The sequence below is a fragment of the Brachybacterium sp. YJGR34 genome (assembly GCF_003347015.1).
GTDB lineage: Bacteria > Actinomycetota > Actinomycetes > Actinomycetales > Dermabacteraceae > Brachybacterium.
On record NZ_PNFB01000005.1, the window covers coordinates 70,146 to 87,773 of the forward strand.

Consider the following 17,628-nt stretch of genomic DNA (forward strand, 5'->3'; position numbering starts at 1 on the left):
CCCCACCTTCCCGAGAGGACCTCATGCGCGCCCTCACCGCCCTGGAACCGAAGCTGCTCGCCGTGCTGGCGCTGGTCCTCGTGACCGCCATCTGGGGCTCCACCTTCGTGATCATCAAGGACGCGATCACCACGGTGGATCCCAGCGACTTCCTGTTCGTCCGCTTCCTGCTGGCCAGCGCGGTCCTGGGCGGCCTGCTGTGGCGACGCCTTCTGCGGACCCCTCATCGCGCCGCGCTGATCGGGGTCGGCATCGGCGGGGTCTACGGGCTCGCGCAGCTGCTGCAGACCTGGGGCCTGGCCTCCACCTCCGCCTCGGTCTCCGGCTTCCTCACCGGCGCCTACGTGGTGCTGACTCCATTCGTCGCCTTCCTCGTGGTGCGTTCGCGCGTCACCGGGCGCTCCATGGCCGCCAGCGTCATCGCGCTGGTGGGCATCGCGGTGCTGTCGCTGACAGGGCTCGCAGTGGGCGGCGGCGAGGCGCTCACGCTGCTCAGCGCCGTGGTCTACGCGCTGCACATCGTGCTGGTGGGCCGCTTCGCCCATGATCTCGACGCCATCGACCTCACCGCGTTCCAGATGTTCGGCATCACCGCCGTGGTGGGTGTGGCGGCTATCCCCGGCGGGGTCCCGATGCCCACCGACGCGGGGGCCTGGGGCGCGATCCTCTACACCGCGCTCGTGGCCAGCATCGGCGTGCTCTTCCTGCAGTCCTGGGCACAGCGCCATGTCTCCGCCGCAGCGACCGCCGTGGTCATGGCCCTCGAGCCGATCTTCGCGACCCTCTTCGCGATCGCCTTCGGCGGGGAGGTCGTCACCGGACGACTGCTGCTGGGCGGGGCGCTGATCCTCGGCGCGATCCTGCTGGCGACCGTCGGCGCGGAGGAGCCGGAGCTCGCGCCGGGGCCGACGGGCGATGCAGCGGGCACCCGGGGCGCGACCGACGCCCCACCGTCCGTCGACCCTGACCCGGACGACCTCGACCCCGTCAGCCCCGACTCCGGCTCGACCCGCTCCGACCCACAGCCGTGCTCCGGCCCGCCGGCCTGAGGCACTTCGACCCCACCGACCCACCACCAGGGCGGCCGATCGCTCGGCCGCCGATCGACAAAGGAGTACGCATCATGGTGCAGAACAATCCCCGACCGTCCCGTCGCGGCGTCACCCGACTGGGCCAGTCCCCGCTCAGCCGGCGCCTCGTCCTGGGCGGCGCCCTCGGCGGCGCCGCCCTCGGGGCGCTGGGCCTGTCCGCCTGCAGCGGCTCGAGCGGCGCGAGCTCCGAGGGTCAGGTCATCTGGTCCACCTGGGGCTCCCCGGAGGACTTGAAGACCTTTGACAAGGTCCAGGCCGCCTACACGGACAACCACCCCGAGACCGAGCTGGTCTTCAATCCTGTCCCCTCCTACTCCGAATACCACTCCAAGCTGCTCACCCAGCTCTCCGCGGGCAGCGCCCCGGACGTGTTCTACGTGGGCGACGACCACGTCGCCTCCCTGTTGCGCAATGACGTGCTGCTGGGTCTGAACGATCAGCTGGGAGAGAAGACCGCCGGGCTCAGCGCGGACGACTTCAATGAGCGACTGCTGGAGATCGCCACCCTCGACGGCGAGCTCTACGCCCTGCCCAACGACGTCAACCCCGACACCCTCTGGTACGACAAGCAGGCCCTCGAGGACGCCGGCATCACCGAGGACCCGGCCGCGCTCGCCGAGCAGGACCAGTGGACCACCGAGGCCTACTTCGAGATGCTCGCCAAGCTCCAGGCCTCCGGCGTGCACGGCGCCGCGTACTACAACTACTGGGCCACCCACTACTCCTGGATCACCAGCCAGGGCGGGCAGGTGTACGACGGCGACGCCTTCGTCGCCCACGAGGACCCGCTCGCCGCACCCGCGCTGCAGGACTTCGCCGACCGCTTCGTCTCCGGCGAGCAGATCGTCGCCGACACCCTCCCCGAGGGCGCCGGGGTGGGCAGCCTGCTGGTCACCCACCAGCTGGGCTTCCTCGCCGCGGGCCGCTACATGATCGGCTCGATCGAGGACGCGGGCGTGGATACGGCCCTCTACGACATCGTCCGCTGGCCCACCCCTGACGGCGCCGCGGCCCCCACTGGTGTGGCCGCCTCCTATCTCGCGGTCAACGCCCAGACCCAGGCGCAGGAGGCGGCGCTCGGGTTCTTCGGCGAGTTCCTGAACACCGACGGGCAGCGGCTGCGTCTCGAGGGCTCCGGCACCGCCGTCCCCTCGATCGAGGGCGCCGACGAGCTCATCACCGAATCCGCCTACCCCGAGCACGCGCAGACCATGCTCGACATGCGCGATCTGGGCTACGCGAACTTCGCCGTCGAGGCCGCCGTCCCGGACCTGTCGGGCACGATCTCCGTGGACCACATGCTGCCGCTGTACGAGGGGGCGAAGGACGCGGCGACCACCCTGGACGAGGTGGCGGCGCTGATCGCGGAGGAGACGGCGCAATGAGCACCGCGACGCGCAATCCCGAGGCGGCCTGGCGCCGCCGGGACCGCCTGTGGGGCATGGCCTTCGTGGCCCCGCAGGCCCTGGGGATGGCGGTGTTCACCCTGCTGCCCTTCGCGGTCGCCTTCTATCTGGCCTTCACCGAGTGGAACGGCTTCGGCACGCCGCAGTGGGTGGGGCTGGCGAACTTCGCCGATCAGATCGGCGACCCGCTGCTGCGCCGCTCGATCCTCAACACCCTGGTGCTCGCCCTGGTGACGGTCCCGATCGGACTGGGGCTGTCGATGGTGCTGGCCACGATGCTGAACTCGATCAGGCGTCGCGGACTCTACCTGCTGCTGCTGTTCGCGCCCGTTGTGACCAGCCAGGTCGCGATCGCGTTGATCTGGCAGCAGATGCTGCGGCCCGATGGTGCGTTCTCGAGCCTCATCGCGCGCGTCCTCGGGGTCGTCCCGCCGGACTGGCTGGCCAACCCGTACACGGCGCTGGCGGCGGTCTGTTTGGTGACGATCTGGGCCTCGGTGGGACTGAACACGGTGATCTTCATGGCGGGGCTGCAGAACATCTCCCCGTCGGTGCTGGAAGCTGCGCAGATCGACGGCGCCGGAGTGCTCACGCGCTTCCTCCGGATCGTCCTGCCGATGGTCTCCCCGGTCATCTTCTACCAGAGCGTGGTCGCGTTCATCTCCTCGCTGCAGACCTTCGACCTGGTGTTCGTGCTGGTCAAGGACGCAGGCCCCGACAACGGCACCCGCACGATCGTCTACCACATCTACGACGAGGGATTCCAGAAGTCCGATTTCGGCGTCTCCAGCGCGGCCTCGATCATCCTGCTCGCTCTGACCCTCCTGATCACCGCCATCCAGTTCGGGGCGCAGAAGCGCTTCGTCCACTACGAGGAGTGACCGATGCTCACCACCTCCGCCCCGCACGCCGCGGACCCCGCGGCCCTCGCCCCGGTCGGCTCGCAGCCGGCCTCCTCCCGCTCCGCAGACCGCCGCTCCCGGGACGGCATCGGCCGGGCCGCGCTGCACATCGTGCTGTCCGTGATCGGGATCCTCTTCGTCGTCCCGTTCCTGTGGATGCTGCTGACCAGCTTCAAGGGCCTCGAGCAGCTGCTCCAGGCACCGCTGTCGATCCTGCCCGACCCGTGGGTTCCTGCGAACTGGCCCGAGGCCTGGAACGCCCTGCCCTTCGGCCGTGCGTACGTCAACAGCATCTACATGACTGTGCTCATCGTGGCCGGCACCATCCTCACCTCGACGATGGCCGCCTACGGCTTCGCGCGGATCCCCTTCCGCGGCTCGAACCTGCTCTTCTGGGTGTTCCTGTCGATGCAGATGGTGCCCAAGCAGGTCACGCTGGTGCCCTTCTACTTCCTCATGGCGAAGATCGGCTGGGTGGACTCCCACCTCGCGCTCATCGTCCCCGCGATGATGATCAACCCCTTCGCCGTGTTCCTGGCCCGCCAGTTCATCCTCTCGGTGCCCCGTGAGCTCGAGGAGGCGGCACTGGTCGACGGCGCCTCGCGCCCACGGATCTACTGGCGGATCATCCTGCCCGCCATCCGACCGGGCATCGGCGCGATCGGGATCATCGCGGCGCTGGATGCCTGGAACAACTTCCTCCTGCCGTTGGTGCTGCTGAACTCGCGCGAGCTGTTCACCGTGCCGCTGCTGCTCTCGCAGTTCCAGGGCCAGTACGGCGGCATGAACTACGGCATCGTTATGGCCGCGACGGCGCTGTCCACCATTCCGATGCTCGTCGCCTTCGTCATCGGCCAGAAGCAGATCATCGCCTCGCTCGCCAGCTCCGGGCTGGGCGGGCGCTGAGGAGCAGACATGACCACCACCCCCGCACCCGACCTCCGCCTCGCCGACCTCGCAGAGTTCATCGATCTCGACGCCGCGCCGTACTCCACCCGCTTCTCCCGCTTGCTGGTGCTCAGCGCCGACGGCATGTCCACCTGGGCGGGGCGGGCGCGGACGGCCTCGGGGACCGACACATCACGGGCGGCCGGACCTCAGGGGGAGGCTGCGGCCGGTGCGCGGTCCGACACGCACCGGAGCACGGGACTCCTGAGCGTGCTGCGCGCCGCGTACGAGCGCTCTGCCGCCGACTCCGTCGTCCTCGATGACCTGCGCCTGCAGCGCGGCGGGGTGCCGGAGACCTGGGAGGCGGGGGCCGACGGGATCCGCTTCGCTGGCGGGGCGCGCCTGCTCGTCACGGCTGAGGACCGTATCGTGCTCACCGGACTTCGCGCGGGCGACGAGCTCACCACTCGCTGGACGCTGCCCACGGAGGAGACCGATGCCTGGCCAGGGCGCGTCTCGTTGCGTGAGACCCTGCACGTGACCGGCCGTGCCGAGGTGCTGGCAGACGGGGACCAGGTGCAGATCCGGGCGCACGGAGCGGTGGAGCTGGTGTGGTCGGTGCTGCCCGTGCCGGCCGCCCTCGATGCCGCCGCACTGGTGACCGAGCATGATCGGACACTCGCGGCATGGATGGCCCGGTGCCCCCGCGTGGCCCCGCCGCGGCAGGCGATGACGGCCCTGTGCTGGTGGGTGCTGGGCAACAACACGCTGCACCTGCGCGGGGAGACCTCGCAGGAGGCGGTGGTCGTGCCCTCCAAGCTCGGCTACGTGGGCCTGTGGCAGTGGGACGCCTACTTCATCGCGCTGGGGCTGCGTCACGGGGCGCCCGAGCTGGCCGCCGCGCAGATGGAGGTGGCTCTCGGCCACGCCCGCGCCGACGGGCAGCTGCCGGACGTCGTCCATGACCACGGCGTCCTCGACTCGAGCGAGAGCCTCCCGCCCGGCGACGTGGAGAACCTGCGCCGTCTGGGCTCTCCGACCCTCGAGGGCCAGGAGGTGCCGCTGACCAAGCCTCCGCTGACGGCCCTGACCCTCGAGCTGCTGAGCACCGAGCTGGGTCCCGCGGTGATCGATCGGCACCTCGAGGCGGTGCTCGCCGCCCAGCGCTGGTGGTTCCGTCGCTCCGATCCCGGGGAGACGGGCTGGCCCGCCTACCTCCACCCCTACAGCTCCGGGCTCGATGACTCCCCGGTCTTCGACCACAACGCGATCCTGCGCTCCCCGGACCTCGCTGCCTACCTGGTGGGCCAGGACCAGCTGCTGGCCGCCTGGCTCGCCGAGCGTGGGCGGGAGGACGAGGCCGCACAGTGCCGCGCCCGCGGCGAGCGGCTGCGAGAGCTGCTCGAGGCGAGCTGGGACGGCGAGCGGGAGCTGTTCGTGGTGCCGGGGGAGCGGAGCGAGGTCACCACCCGCACGGTCCTCAACCTCCTCGCCCTGCTCATCCCGGGCCTGCGGCCCAGCATCCGCGACAGCCTCATCGCCCAGGTCACGGACCCGGCGCGCTTCGGCGGGCGGTGGCCGCTGCCCACCGTCTCCCGCGATGACCCGGACTTCTCCCCGGAGCGTATGTGGCGGGGCCCGATCTGGGTGAACACCGCTTGGCTGGTGCGCCAGGGACTGCTCACTCAGGGTGAGGATGAGCTCGCCGAATCGGTGCGCACCGCCGTGCTCGACCTCGTCCAGCACGCGGGCGGGCCCTCGGAGTACTTCAACCCCGACACCGGGCGCAAGGCGGACCGGGCGACCGTGCTCTTCGGCTGGTCCTCCGCACTGTTCGTGGACCTCGCCGTGCAGGAAGCCGCGGAGGTCCGGTAACCCGGCCGTCGCGCGTTCCGCGGCCGGACCCTAGGTCGAGGCGCGTTTGCCGGGGTATTCGGCACGAGTTCCGCGGCGAACGCGCCTCGACCTGTGACGGACGGACTGCCGGGCAGGCGGGGGCGCAGTGCGTGGCACCCCCGAGGGCGCGCCGAGTCCACGGTCGAGCCGCGTACTGCGGCCCGCTGTCCCGGGCGCCGTGTCCCAGACCTGCGGCTCACCGCACCGGCGCGACCCCCAGCTCCGCAGAGAGGGCGCGGACGCGCTCGGTGAGCTGATCGCGGAGCTGGCGCATGCGCTCCTCGCCCTCGACGCCGCGCTCCGAGGGCTCCTCGAGGATCCAGGTCTCGATCCTCCCGGCCATCCCCGGCACGGGGTCGACCTGCGCCTCCTCGCCGACGACCACCACGCGGTCCACCCTCCGCAGCAGCTCGGGATCGATCGGCTTGGGGTGCTCGCCCTCCATGCTCGCGCCCACCTCGGTGACCGAGGCCGCGGACTGCGCATTCAGCGACCCGCCGGGCGCTGTCCCCGCCGAGTGCACCTCCGCCGCGTCGCCCACCTCGTGCCGCATCAGGGCCGCGGCCATCTGGGACTTGCCGCCGTTCTTCACGCACACGAACAGCACCGACGGCGTGGCCGCGGTCGCCTCGGCTCCCTCATCGCCGGCGGTGTGCGCCGTGGCATCGGTCGCGACCGTCGGCTCCAGCGACGCGATCAGCTCGACCACGCGGCGGCGGATCTCGTCGCGGATGGGGCGCACGGCCTCGAGGCCCTGTCCGGCGGGGTCCTCGAGCGCCCAGTCCTCGTAGCGCTTCCCGGGGTAGATGGGGCAGGCGTCGCCGCAGCCCATGGTGATCACGACGTCGGAGGCCTGGACCGACTCGGGGGTGAGGACCTTGGGCTGCTCGGCGCGCAGGTCGATGCCCTCCTCGGCCATCGCCTCGACGGCGACGGGGTTGATCTGCTCGGCCGGCATCGAGCCGGCGGAGCGCACCTCGATGCGGCCCTCGCCCAGGTGGCGGAGGTAGCCGGCGGCCATCTGCGACCTCCCGGCGTTGTGGACGCAGACGAACAGGACGGCGGGTGCAGTGGTCATGGGGCTCCTCAGGAGTCGGCGGGGACGAGAGTCTCGAGCAGGGTGCGGACACGGGCGGCGATGTCGTCGCGGATCGCGCGGGTCTCCTCCGGGGAGGCGAGTGCGGGGTCGCCCACCGGCCAGTCCTCGTAGCGGACGCCGGGGATGACCGGGCACACGTCGCCGCAGCCCATGGTGATCACGACGTCGGCCGCGCGCACGGCGTCATCGGTGAGGGGAGTGGGGAAGGGCTCCTCGGCGCTCTGCGCTCCCTCCATCTCCTCGAGCAGGGAGCGCACGTGCGGGTGGACCTCGGTGGCGGGCGCGGAGCCGGCCGAGCGGGCCACCACCCGGTCCCCGGCCATCTGGCGGACGAGGGCGGCGGCGAGCTGGGAGCGGCCGGCGTTGGCGACGCAGACGAACAGGACCTGGGGCCGGCCGGCCTCGCGGTCGCGGGTGAGATCCACCAGGCGCTGGCGGGCGAAGCGCTCCGTGAGCGTGACCAGATGCGCGGTGATGCGGGCGGACCGGGCCAGCGCCGTGTACGACTCCCGCACGATTGCCACGACCAGGTCCTCGGAGAGCTCGGGCCGCTCCGCGACGAGCTCCTCGGCGAGATGGGTGAGGCGGAGGTCGACATCGGCCGGAGGGTCCTCGGACTCCGCGGCGGGCGGGGCCAGCGCGGCCGGGGCGAAGCCGTCCATCAGGGAGGTCACGGCGCCGCGACGGTCCTCGGGGATCCGGTACCAGACCCAGGTGCCGCGGCGCTCCGAGGTGAGCAGCCCGGCGCTGCGCAGGGTCTTCAGATGGTGGGAGACGGTGGGCTGGGAGACCTCGGCGAGCTCGGCGAGGTCGCAGACGCAGGACTCGCCGCGCGGATCGGTCATGATCGCCGAGAGCATCCGCAGGCGCAGCGGGTCGGAAAGCGCCTTGAGCGTCCCGGCCACGGAGGCGGCGGCCTCGACGCCCATGGCGTGGCCGTGGATCGGGGCGCAGGCCTCGTCCGCGGTGCGGTCGGGGTCGGTGATGGTCATGCTGCCCTCGCTTCGGTGGCGGTGCGGGGAGGGGCCGACGGCGGTGTCGGGGCCGGCGGCTGAATCGACATATCTCTATATTGATGGATGTCGATGAGTGACGCAAGAGGTGCCTGCCCCGGATTCCGGATCACCGGCTCGAGGGTCTCACGCTCGCCGCCGCCCAGAGCTCGCGCGGACGATCAGCGTCGGCGAGAGGGGCGGGATCGGGTCGACCTCCTCGTCGCGGATGCGCCGCAGCAGTGCGTCGACCGCGCGGCGAGCGTGCTCTGAGGCATCGAAGCCGACCGTCGTGAGCGGGGGCCAGGTGTGCTGGGACATGGGTGAGGCGTCGAATCCGACCACGCTGACCTGGTCCGGAATGCTCACGCCGTGCTCGAGCAGCGCATGGAGCACTCCGAGGGCCATGGCGTCGTTGGCGGCGAAGATGGCGGAGACCTCCCGATCCTCGGCGACCCGACACCCGGCGCGGTAGCCGGAATCCGCGCTCCAGTCCCCGCGTACGACCTCCGGGATGTGCGCGCCGGCATCCCGGAGTGCCCGGCGCCAGGATGTCTCGCGGAGCGCCGCGGCCATCGCGTCCTCCGGGCCGGCCACGTGGTGCACGGTGCGGTGACCGAGCTCCAGCAGATGGCAGACGACCTGCCGTACAGCGGCATCCGTATCGACATGGACACTGGGCCCCGGGAAGTCCTCGACCTGGCTGGTCGTCACCAGCGGGATCGTGGCCCGCACCGTACGCAGGGACTCTGCGTCCGGGATCCAGGGGGCCATCACCACGATCCCGTCGCACCCGGTCCGGTGCAGGCGGTCGATACCTTCTGCGACCGTGGTCGCGTCGAACGCGCCGATGCGGGCGATGCACACGCCGAGGCCGGCGGCGGCCGCCGCCTCCTCGAGTCCGGCCAGTATCTCCGCCCCATGTCCCAGGCGCCCGAGGTCGTGGACGAGGACGCCGATCATCCCCGCGGAACCGACCTTCAAGGCTCTCGCCACCACGTCCGGCTGATACCCGAGCTCGTCGATCACGCTCTGCACGCGCTCCTGGGTCTCCGGCCGCACGCCGGCACCCCCGCGGGCGACCCGGGACGCCGTCTGCCGGGAGACCCCCGCTCGCACCGCCACATCGGTCAGGGTCGCCCTCGCGGCCAGTCGAGCTCGTGCGTGCGGTCGTCCTGCCATGCGCTCATGCCTCCTCGCTCCTCGGCGCCGGGCGCCCCGGCGACCTGGGTTGGGGTCTCCGGGCGGCACCGTGCACAGCTGAATCTAGACGGTCGGGCGGCAGCGCGCCCGTCGATGGCCGCCGCTTGACCCGCGGCGCCATGTCTGCAATGTTATCGATATCAAGCGGGCAGGATCCACTGCCCTCCCGGTCGCGAGGGCACCGTCGCCCTGCGGCCCGCGCCGCGACGAAGACGACGAGGAGCATGCACATGGTCAAGGACTCCGTCCACCCCATCTCCCGGAGGACCTGCATCTCCCTGGCCGGTGCGGGAGGGCTCACCGCGGCGATCTCGGCATGCGGCGGAAACGGTGGTGCCAGCGGTGGCGACCCCTCCGAGCTCCTCTTCTACAACCAGTCCCGCGGGCAGGAGGCTGCGCTGACGAAGCTCGCCGAGCAGTACTCCGCACAGGCCGACGTCACGGTGAGGGTCGAGACCCCGGGCCCGGCGGACTTTCCGGCGAAGCTGCAGAGCAAGGCGCAGTCCGGAGACATGCCGGACATCTACTCCGCGCTCGACGAGGGCATGGCCCCTTACTACAAGGCTGGGTGGGCCATGGACCTCACCGAGCAGATGGACAGCGGCTGGTCCGACACCTTCACCCCGCTCGCCCTGTCGCTCACCCGCTTCGCCGAGGGGAACAACCTCGAAGTCCCGCCGGGGATCTATTCAGCTCACTGGGATCTGAACATCTTCGGGCTCTTCGTCAACCCTGAGACGACCGGGGTCGATCTCGCAACACCGCCGGCGACGCTGGAGGACCTGATCGATGCTCTGGTCGAGGCGTCGCCGGATCAGGGATTGTTCTCGGTCGCGGCGTCGCTCTGCGCGAACCTCCTCCAGGAGCTCGGATCCAAGTTCCTCTCCGACGAGGAGATCGAGGCGACCCTCTCGGGCAGCGCGCCCTGGACCGCACCGGGTTGGGTCGATGCCTTCGGCGCCTTCGAGACCCTCCGCGACAGCGGCGTCATCGCCAGCGGCACCCTGCCCGGCGGGTCGGACGACAATCCCGGTGTCGAGAAGTCCTTCTTCTCCGTGCAGGACGTCGGGGCGATCTACAACGGATCGGGGGCGGTGGCCGTGGCGCGGTCGACGGCGCCGGACTTCACGGACTACGGGGTCGTCGGGCTGCCACCGATCTCCGGTGGGGCGCACGCCCCTCGGTCGGTGGTTCGTGTGGGAAAGGGGGCCGCGATCAACCCCAAGGGTGCGAATCCTGAGGCGGCCCTCGCGTTCGTCACCTGGCTGTCCGAGCCCGCTCAGCAGAAGGTGTTCGCCGAGGAGGCGGGCCTGACCCCGACGGCCGCCGAGCTCATCGATGCCGGCGACGTCGCCGAGCAACTGCGTGCCGTCGCGGCCGGCGTGGACTCTGCGCAGGCCGTCCCCTCGACCTTCACGTCCGACGTGCGCACCGCCATCGGCGCGGCCGCGCAGAGCATCGTGCTCGGCGAGCTCGGCGTCGACGAGGCCCTCGAGGACGTCCAGTCCGCCCAGGACCGCAGCGCATGACCTCCGCAACGGTGTCGGCGCCGGTGGCCACACCGGCGCGCCGACGGCGCGGGCGACGCCGGAGCCTGACTGCCTGGCTCTTCCTGCTGCCCGCGGCCGCCTTCGTCCTCGCTCTCACCATCGCCCCGTTCTTCCAGGCCATCCTCATGAGCTTCCAGGAGTGGGACGGCATCAGCATGGAGACGCCGTGGGTCGGCCTCGAGAACTATGCCGCGGTGATGAGCGACAGCGAGTTCTGGGGGTCGATGCGCAATGTCGTCACGTTCGGACTGGCCGGATTCTTCCTCGGCAACGGGATCGCGATCTCGATGGCTCTCGCGGTCAACGCCGCCCCTCGTGCGCGAGCGTTCTTCCGGACGGCGTTCTACCTCCCCAGCGTGTTCTCCGTCGTCGTCGTCGGCCTGATCTTCCGGTGGCTGCTCGAACCGAGGGTCGGCGTGATCAATACGCTGCTGGAGTCCCTCGGCCTCGGCGCGCTGGCGCACAACTGGCTGGGGGACCCGGCCACGGCGGTCCCCGCCGTGGCCCTGACCTTCGTCTGGTACCACTGGGGCTTCGCCTTCATCCTCTTCCTCGCGGGCCTGCAGGACGTCCCCAAGGAGCTCCACGAGGCCGCGAGCCTCGACGGCGCCCTGGCGTGGGGACGGTTCCGGTACGTCACATGGCCGCACCTCGCGCCGGTGACCTCGATCGTCTCCCTGCTGACCCTGGTCGCCGCACTGCAGATCTTCGGGACGGTCCAGGTGCTGACCAATGGAGGTCCCGGTTCGCACACGATGGTCCCGACGCTGCGGATCTACAACGAGGCCTTCTCGAGCTTCCGCTACGGCACTGCGGCCGCCATGTCGGTCCTCTTCGGGGGCGCGCTCATGGCGCTCGCGATCTTCCAGCTCTGGATCACCTCCCGCAGGAGCGGCCGATGACGCCGTCGACCCTTCGAGCCCCTGCTCCTCGACGCGCGCCCGGCACGGCCGAGGCGCCGCCGCGCCGCCCACGGGGCCGCGCCCCGGGACTGACAGGCCTCTACATCCTGCTGGTGGTCGCCGCGGTGATCACGCTCTTCCCGATCTTCTGGCTGCTGTCCGGATCGCTCATGTCGCTCGAGGAGCTGTACTCCGGGCAGAGCATCATCCCGACCACCTTCGCCTGGGAGAACTATGCCGCAGGCTGGATCGACGGGAACCTGGGCCTGCTCCTGGTCAACAGCCTCGTGTACTCGATCAGTGCGGTGGCGGGGACCCTCGTGTGCGCGAGCCTCGCGGGCTATGCGCTGGCGCGCCTGGAGTTCCAGGGCAAGAGCATCGTCTCTGCCATCCTCCTGGCGGTCATGATCATCCCGGCCCCCGCAATGTTCATCGCCCAGTACAAGCTGCTCGTCACCTTCGGTCTGACCGACAGCCGTGCGGGCTACATCGCCATCCTCATCGCCGGCGGCATCCCGATGAGCACGCTGATCATGCGCAGCTTCTTCGCCAGCCAGCCGCGAGCCCTCGAGGAGGCCGGGCGGATCGACGGAGCGTCGTCGCTGCGGATCTTCGCGAGCATCATCCTCCCGCTGGCGCGCCCGGGCCTGGCGGCGGTCGCGGTGATCCAGGGGCTCAACGTCTGGAACGAGTACCTCATGGCCCTGGTGCTCTTCGACACCGATGCCCTGATGCCCGTGCAGCGCGGACTGATGAGCTTCGTGTCCTCGGAGACCCCGCAGCAGACGGTCCTCCTCGCAGCGACGACGATCTCGGTGATCCCCGTCCTGATCTTCTATCTCCTGGCCCAGAAGCAGATCGTGCAGGGACTCGGCTCCGGGGCTGTGAAGTGAACCGCCCCCGCACCCCTCAGGCCACGTAGGGCGCGTCGCGGTAGTGCTCCTGGAGCCGGGCCAGCTCCGCCTCGAGCTCGGCGCGGATCCCGGCATGCTCCGGGGAGTCGGCGAGGTTGCGCAGCTCCTCGGGGTCCTCCTCGAGATCGTAGAGCTCCCACTCGGGCGGGTAGCGGGTGTCCTTCGACCCGTCGGTGCCGAGGCCCGCGTTGTAGAAGTACACCAGCTTGTGGCGGTGGGTGCGCACGCCGTAGTGGGACCACACGTGGTGGGGCTCGCTGTCGTGCTCCCAGTAGCGGTAGTACATCGAGCGCGGCCATGTCTCGTCGGCCTCGCCGCGCAGCAGGGGCAGGAAGCTGCGGCCCTGCTGCTGGGGCAGCTCCGCGTCCGCGTCGAGGCCGCAGGCCTCCAGCAGCGTCGCCGCGAAGTCCACGTTGGTGAGGATCTCCCCGCAGCGCTCGCCGGCGGGCAGATGCTCCGGCCAGCGGATCATCAGCGGCATCTGCAGGGACTGGTCGTAGATGAAGCGCTTGTCGTACCAGCCGTGATCGCCGAGGAAGAATCCCTGGTCCGAGGTGTAGACGACGATCGTGTTGTCTGTCAGGCCGCGCTGGTCGAGGTGGTCAAGGAGACGGCCCACGTTGTCGTCGATCGACTGGACGCACTGCAGGTAGTCGCGCAGGTAGCGCTGGTAGACCCAGCGGATGCGCGCCTCGCGGTTCTCCTCGCCCTGCAGCTCCGCGGGCACCGGCTCCTTGATGTCGGTGGCGATGTCGAGGTCGTCGGCGAGGGTCATCGTCGCCTCCCGCACCGCGCGTGAGCGGGTCGCGAAGTCGTCGAACAGGGTGGCGGGCTCGGGGATGCTGCCTGCGGGGTAGAGGTCGCGGTGCTTCGCATCCGGCTCCCACGGCCGGTGCGGGGCCTTGTGGTGGACGAGCACACAGAAGGGCTCCTCGCCCTGCTCGTCGATCCAGTCCAGCGAGAGGTCGGTGACGATGTCCGTCGCGTAGCCCTCGACCTGCTCCTCGCCGGCGGGGGAGATCATCGTCGGATCGTGGTACTCGCCCTGGTCGGGGAAGATCTGCCAGTTGTCGAAGTCCTGCGGCAGGGACTCGCCGGTCTCGCCCAGGTGCCACTTGCCGAACAGCGCCGTGCGGTAGCCGGCCTCCTGCAGCACGGACGGGAAGGTGCGCGTGGCGTGGTCGAAGCGGGAATAGATCGAGTCGACGCCGTTGATATGGCTGTAGGTGCCGGTGAGGATCGTGGCCCGCGAGGGCGAGCAGATCGAGTTGGTGCAGAACGTGGCATCGCAGCGCACGCCATCGCGCGCAAGGCGGTCCAGGTGCGGGGTGCGGTTCACGCGGCTGCCGTAGGCGCTGATCGCATGGGCGGCGTGGTCGTCGGACATGACGAAGACGATGTTGGGGCGGCTCATGGTCGGCCAATCTAGACTGCGACCATGAAGCTGTCTAGAGAGCTCGTGGTCGACGGTAGGCTCCGCCCATGACCGCCGCTGAGCTCCGCCCCTCGGCGAGACGCCCGGCCGCGCACCGGCGGATCGAGGCGCACCTGCGCGCTCTGCTCGAGGGCGCCGCTCCCGGTGATCGCATGCCCGGCGACCGGGAGCTCAGCGAGCAGTTCGCCGTGAGCCGGATGACCGCCCGGCAGGCGGTGGCGACGCTCGTGGCCGAGGGGCGGCTGCACCGCATCGCCGGCAGCGGCACCTTCGTCTCCGCCCATCGCGTCCACCGCCGCAGCGACCGGCTGCTCTCCTTCGGCGAGCACATGCGCCGCCAGGGCCTGGCGGCCTCCGCCCGCCTGCTCACCGCGCATCTCCGCCCCGGCACCGCGGAGGAGAACCGCGAGCTGGGTCAGGAGCGGGGCGCGATGGTGTGCGAAGTGGAGCGGGTGCTGTGCGGGGACGGGGTGCCGATCGCCCGGGAGAGCTGCCGGATCGCCGGCGACTGCGCGCGCGTGCTCGAGACGGACCTCGAGACGGGGTCGCTGTTCACGGCGCTGGATGCTCTGGGCCGCGGCCCGGCCCGCTCGATGGGCACGTTGCGCGCCGCGTCCGCGACGGCCGATACCGCGCGGCTGCTCGAGGTCGCCGTCGGCCAGGCGTTGCTGGTCCAGCATCTGCGGCTGCTCGATGCCGAGGAGCGCCCGGTGCTGCTCTCGGCCACGTCCTTCGTGGGGGAGCGGTTCGTGCTCGACGTGGACCAGTTGAGGCACGAGTACGCGGACCCGGCGGAGCGCGCGCTCGAGCCGAGCTACGAGGTGCGGGGGCTCGGAACCTGACCCATGTCACTGTGTGTACGCTCGAGATGAACGCACTGGTGAGACCAGTGCGGATCACCTGAAGAGCGCAGCGCCGTCACGACCTCCCTCCATGCCGTCCCGGCCGCACCGCGCGCAGTTCTTCCCCTGCAACGAACAGGATGATGACGAATGGCCATGGGCTTCGTGCGACCGTCTCCCCATTGCCGCAGTCGGCGGCTGGTGCTCGCGGCCGGGCTCCTGATGCCGGCGACGATCTCCAGCTGCGCTCTCACGCCGGCACGTGACGGCACGCCAGCCGCAGCCGGGCCGACCCGGGACTCCGCCGGGTCGGCCGACACCGCCTCGCCGACCGGGCTCGACCCCGCTGCCGCCTTCGGCGACCTCGAGGCGGAGTTCGCTGCGCGTCTCGGCGTGTATGCGATCGACACCGGGACCGGCGAGGTGGTCGAGCACCGGGCCGACGAACGCTTCGGCTTCGCCTCGACGATCAAGCTCTTCGCGGCCGCCGAGCTCCTCGACGCCACGACGGAGTCCGAGCTCGAGACGAGCATCGACGTGCCCGAGACGGTTCTGGCCCATTCGCCCGTGCTCGAGGAGCACGCCGGCGGCACCGTCACACTCGCCGAGGCGATCGACGCGTCACTCGTCTCCAGCGACAACACCGCCGCAGACTTCGTCTTCGACCAGCTCGGCGGTCCGGAGGCACTCGAGGAGAGGCTTCGCGCGATCGGCGACGACACGACGAGAGTCGCCCGTTCCGAGCCCGAGCTCAACGACATCGCTCCCGGCGATGAGCGCGACACGAGCACCGCGCGAGCGTTCGCCACCTCGCTGCGCGCCTACACGGTCGCCGACACCCTGGCGGAGGACGACCGCGCGGCGCTGGTCGACGCGATGGTGCGCAGCACCACCGGCGATGCGCTGATCCGGGCCGGAGCGCCGACAGGATGGACCGTCGGGGACCGCTCCGGCGCGGCGGGGGTCTACGGTTCGCGCAACGACATCGGCATCGCCTATCCGCCCGACGGCGGGGCCCCGGTCGTGCTCGTGATCTTCACGGATCGCGCGGCAGAGGACGCCGACTTCGACGACGCTCTTCTCGCCGAAGCGACCCAGGTGGTGTTCGACGCCCTCCGCGGCTGACACCGCGGTGTCGGCGGGTGCGATGAGGGTGCGGACCCGGAGGAGCGGGCTCCGGTCCTGCACCGCCAGCTCCGAGCGGGCCGCCCGCGCGACGGTCATGGTCACCGCAGGTTCCGGATCAGTCCTCGCTTGCTCTCGTGGAAGAGCGCCGGGTCATCGTCCCGCTCTCGATGGACGTGCGAGGGCGTCCAGGTGCGGAGCGCGTCGGCACGATCGTGGACCGTTGCCGCCAGGAAGCTCGCCACGTCGTCGATCACCGCAGGTTCGAGCGACGGGCAGGAGTTCACCTCGAACACGATGAGGTCGCCGGTGCTCGCCTCCTCCCCGATATCGATGCCCCCGATGAGCGTCCCGGCGGCCCGCGAGGCGCGGGCGGCCAGGTCAGAGAGCTCCGCGGTGAGCGGGCACATGGCGATGGAGCCGCCGGCGAGCACGTTGGTGACGAACGAGTCCTCGGGGGCATAGCGATACATCGCGAAGACGGGATGGTGGTTGATCGTGTACACCCGGATGTCCCGTCCCCCGGTCTCCACATAGGGCATCACCAGATACGGCTCCTGCGTCTCCTCCCGGGAGTCCAGCCATCGCCTGCGAGTCTTCTCCCCGTCGATGTGCGCGATGCCCTCACCCCCGTACCCGCTGAGAGGCTTGACGACCACATCCGCATGTCCGCGCTCCATCCAGGCCAGGAGATCCGCCGGATCGCGCGCGGAGAGCACCCCATGGTGGGCTGCCCCGGCGGCAGCGAGACGCGCGGAGTCGAGCAGCTTGTTCTCGGCGCGGAACAGAGTGGCGGCGTCGTTGACGACGGAGATACCGGCTTCGACGAAGAGCTCCAGAGCGACCATTCCGGGCACCAGGAGCTCCTCGAGCACCCAGCCCAGCACGAGGGCGGGCTCCACGTCGCCGCCGGGGATCGAGAACCGCAGGCGCCCGTCCTCGATGCGGGTGACGAGATCCCGGGGATCGCAGCGCACGGCGTCCACGCCGTGCTCCCTCAGAGCGGGGAACAGGAGCGCGAAGTCCTCGTCATCCCGGGCATCGGCGAGGACCAGGAGGAGAGGTCGGCGCGTGTGCGCAACATCGATCATGGTGACCTCCGGACGGGTCGTGTCACGTTATGAGTGGGGCCGTTGCCGATCACGAGCACGGCGGGGACCTGCCGGGACCGGTGGACGAGCGTGGTGCGTGCCAGTTTCGCGGACGAAGGACCGGGTGGCACAGCAGGTGAACCGAGCGGTCCGTCGAGGTGTTGACCTCCGTCCTGCGAGGAGAGTCGATGCCTGTCGAGCACGAGAGGCTCGCCGGGCATTTCCTGGCGAGGAGGGCGCTGGGAGTACCTCACGGCGCACGAGCAGAGGCAAGAGCCCGCTCATGATCGAG

General features: G+C 70.6%; 15 protein-coding genes and 1 pseudogene. 10 read left to right on the plus strand and 6 right to left on the minus strand.

Annotated features, from left to right (window positions below; genetic code table 11):
* Positions 1-23: 23 nt before the first annotated feature.
* The 5 genes from CXH06_RS06510 to CXH06_RS06530 all read left to right on the plus strand — a co-directional run bounded on the left by CXH06_RS06510 (position 24) and on the right by CXH06_RS06530 (position 6,162).
* Entirely contained in the window at positions 24-1,049 is a 1,026-nt protein-coding gene (locus CXH06_RS06510; protein WP_114854353.1) for a DMT family transporter, read from the plus strand.
* Positions 1,050-1,123: 74 nt separating this feature from the next.
* Positions 1,124-2,476 (plus strand): extracellular solute-binding protein, encoded by a 1,353-nt coding sequence (locus CXH06_RS06515; RefSeq protein WP_114854354.1) that lies wholly within the window; start codon positions 1,124-1,126, stop codon positions 2,474-2,476.
* On the plus strand, positions 2,473-3,378 hold the full coding sequence (locus CXH06_RS06520) for a carbohydrate ABC transporter permease (protein WP_198684027.1): 906 nt from the start codon (positions 2,473-2,475) through the stop codon (positions 3,376-3,378). Before CXH06_RS06515 ends, CXH06_RS06520 begins: the two co-directional genes overlap by 4 nt.
* 3 nt (positions 3,379-3,381) lie before the next feature.
* Complete coding sequence (locus CXH06_RS06525) at positions 3,382-4,305, plus strand: carbohydrate ABC transporter permease (protein WP_114854355.1); 924 nt, start codon at positions 3,382-3,384, stop codon at positions 4,303-4,305.
* A gap of 9 nt (positions 4,306-4,314) precedes the next feature.
* Positions 4,315-6,162 (plus strand): hypothetical protein, encoded by a 1,848-nt coding sequence (locus CXH06_RS06530; RefSeq protein ID WP_114854356.1) that lies wholly within the window; start codon positions 4,315-4,317, stop codon positions 6,160-6,162.
* Positions 6,163-6,379: 217 nt separating this feature from the next.
* Here CXH06_RS06530 and CXH06_RS18565 read toward each other — a convergent pair whose 3' ends face one another.
* The 4 genes and pseudogenes from CXH06_RS18565 to CXH06_RS06545 all read right to left on the minus strand — a co-directional run bounded on the left by CXH06_RS18565 (position 6,380) and on the right by CXH06_RS06545 (position 9,456).
* A complete protein-coding gene (locus tag CXH06_RS18565) occupies positions 6,380-6,892 on the minus strand; it encodes a low molecular weight phosphatase family protein (protein WP_255411414.1) in 513 nt (170 codons plus the stop codon).
* Positions 6,869-7,261 (minus strand): annotated as a pseudogene (locus tag CXH06_RS18570) (arsenate reductase ArsC); the annotation flags it as partial. The pseudogene CXH06_RS18570 and the gene CXH06_RS18565, both read right to left, overlap by 24 nt.
* Positions 7,262-7,269: 8 nt before the next feature.
* Positions 7,270-8,274, minus strand: coding sequence for a metalloregulator ArsR/SmtB family transcription factor (locus CXH06_RS06540; protein WP_114854358.1), 1,005 nt, complete (start codon positions 8,272-8,274; stop codon positions 7,270-7,272).
* Between the two features lie 147 nt (positions 8,275-8,421).
* Positions 8,422-9,456, minus strand: coding sequence for a LacI family DNA-binding transcriptional regulator (locus CXH06_RS06545; RefSeq protein ID WP_114854359.1), 1,035 nt, complete (start codon positions 9,454-9,456; stop codon positions 8,422-8,424).
* 251 nt (positions 9,457-9,707) lie between these two features.
* Here CXH06_RS06545 and CXH06_RS06550 point away from each other — a divergent pair, with 251 nt between their 5' ends.
* The 3 genes from CXH06_RS06550 to CXH06_RS06560 are packed head-to-tail and all read left to right on the plus strand — an operon-like array spanning position 9,708 to position 12,822.
* The gene (locus CXH06_RS06550; RefSeq protein ID WP_157975638.1) at positions 9,708-11,006 is read left to right on the plus strand and encodes an ABC transporter substrate-binding protein; all 1,299 of its coding nucleotides are present in this window, start codon (positions 9,708-9,710) and stop codon (positions 11,004-11,006) included.
* Complete coding sequence (locus CXH06_RS06555; protein ID WP_114854361.1) at positions 11,003-11,929, plus strand: carbohydrate ABC transporter permease; 927 nt, start codon at positions 11,003-11,005, stop codon at positions 11,927-11,929. Before CXH06_RS06550 ends, CXH06_RS06555 begins: the two co-directional genes overlap by 4 nt.
* Positions 11,926-12,822, plus strand: coding sequence for a carbohydrate ABC transporter permease (locus CXH06_RS06560; RefSeq protein ID WP_114854362.1), 897 nt, complete (start codon positions 11,926-11,928; stop codon positions 12,820-12,822). Before CXH06_RS06555 ends, CXH06_RS06560 begins: the two co-directional genes overlap by 4 nt.
* Before the next feature lie 16 nt (positions 12,823-12,838).
* On the opposite strand, the gene CXH06_RS06565 is transcribed toward CXH06_RS06560, so the two are convergent.
* Positions 12,839-14,257 (minus strand): sulfatase, encoded by a 1,419-nt coding sequence (locus CXH06_RS06565; protein ID WP_114854363.1) that lies wholly within the window; start codon positions 14,255-14,257, stop codon positions 12,839-12,841.
* Between the two features lie 68 nt (positions 14,258-14,325).
* Between CXH06_RS06565 and CXH06_RS06570 the strand changes: the two genes are divergently transcribed.
* Complete coding sequence (locus CXH06_RS06570) at positions 14,326-15,120, plus strand: GntR family transcriptional regulator (protein ID WP_114854364.1); 795 nt, start codon at positions 14,326-14,328, stop codon at positions 15,118-15,120.
* Between the two features lie 150 nt (positions 15,121-15,270).
* Entirely contained in the window at positions 15,271-16,245 is a 975-nt protein-coding gene (gene bla, locus CXH06_RS06575; protein ID WP_198684028.1) for a class A beta-lactamase, read from the plus strand.
* Positions 16,246-16,346: 101 nt separating this feature from the next.
* On the opposite strand, the gene CXH06_RS06580 is transcribed toward bla, so the two are convergent.
* A complete protein-coding gene (locus CXH06_RS06580; RefSeq protein ID WP_114854365.1) occupies positions 16,347-17,336 on the minus strand; it encodes a RimK family alpha-L-glutamate ligase in 990 nt (329 codons plus the stop codon).
* Between the last annotated feature and the right edge of the window lie 292 nt (positions 17,337-17,628).

What these genes read in the sequence shown, in the direction of transcription:
- CXH06_RS06510 (WP_114854353.1), top strand. Translation starts at nt 24, where the DNA reads ATGCGCGCCCTCACCGCCCTGGAACCGAAGCTGCTCGCCGTGCTGGCG.
- CXH06_RS06515 (WP_114854354.1), top strand. Translation starts at nt 1,124, where the DNA reads ATGGTGCAGAACAATCCCCGACCGTCCCGTCGCGGCGTCACCCGACTG.
- CXH06_RS06520 (WP_198684027.1), top strand. Translation starts at nt 2,473, where the DNA reads ATGAGCACCGCGACGCGCAATCCCGAGGCGGCCTGGCGCCGCCGGGAC.
- CXH06_RS06525 (WP_114854355.1), top strand. Translation starts at nt 3,382, where the DNA reads ATGCTCACCACCTCCGCCCCGCACGCCGCGGACCCCGCGGCCCTCGCC.
- CXH06_RS06530 (WP_114854356.1), top strand. Translation starts at nt 4,315, where the DNA reads ATGACCACCACCCCCGCACCCGACCTCCGCCTCGCCGACCTCGCAGAG.
- CXH06_RS06540 (WP_114854358.1), bottom strand. Translation starts at nt 8,274, where the DNA reads ATGACCATCACCGACCCCGACCGCACCGCGGACGAGGCCTGCGCCCCG.
- CXH06_RS06545 (WP_114854359.1), bottom strand. Translation starts at nt 9,456, where the DNA reads ATGGCAGGACGACCGCACGCACGAGCTCGACTGGCCGCGAGGGCGACC.
- CXH06_RS06550 (WP_157975638.1), top strand. Translation starts at nt 9,708, where the DNA reads ATGGTCAAGGACTCCGTCCACCCCATCTCCCGGAGGACCTGCATCTCC.
- CXH06_RS06555 (WP_114854361.1), top strand. Translation starts at nt 11,003, where the DNA reads ATGACCTCCGCAACGGTGTCGGCGCCGGTGGCCACACCGGCGCGCCGA.
- CXH06_RS06560 (WP_114854362.1), top strand. Translation starts at nt 11,926, where the DNA reads ATGACGCCGTCGACCCTTCGAGCCCCTGCTCCTCGACGCGCGCCCGGC.
- CXH06_RS06565 (WP_114854363.1), bottom strand. Translation starts at nt 14,257, where the DNA reads ATGAGCCGCCCCAACATCGTCTTCGTCATGTCCGACGACCACGCCGCC.
- CXH06_RS06570 (WP_114854364.1), top strand. Translation starts at nt 14,326, where the DNA reads ATGACCGCCGCTGAGCTCCGCCCCTCGGCGAGACGCCCGGCCGCGCAC.
- bla (WP_198684028.1), top strand. Translation starts at nt 15,271, where the DNA reads ATGGCCATGGGCTTCGTGCGACCGTCTCCCCATTGCCGCAGTCGGCGG.
- CXH06_RS06580 (WP_114854365.1), bottom strand. Translation starts at nt 17,336, where the DNA reads ATGATCGATGTTGCGCACACGCGCCGACCTCTCCTCCTGGTCCTCGCC.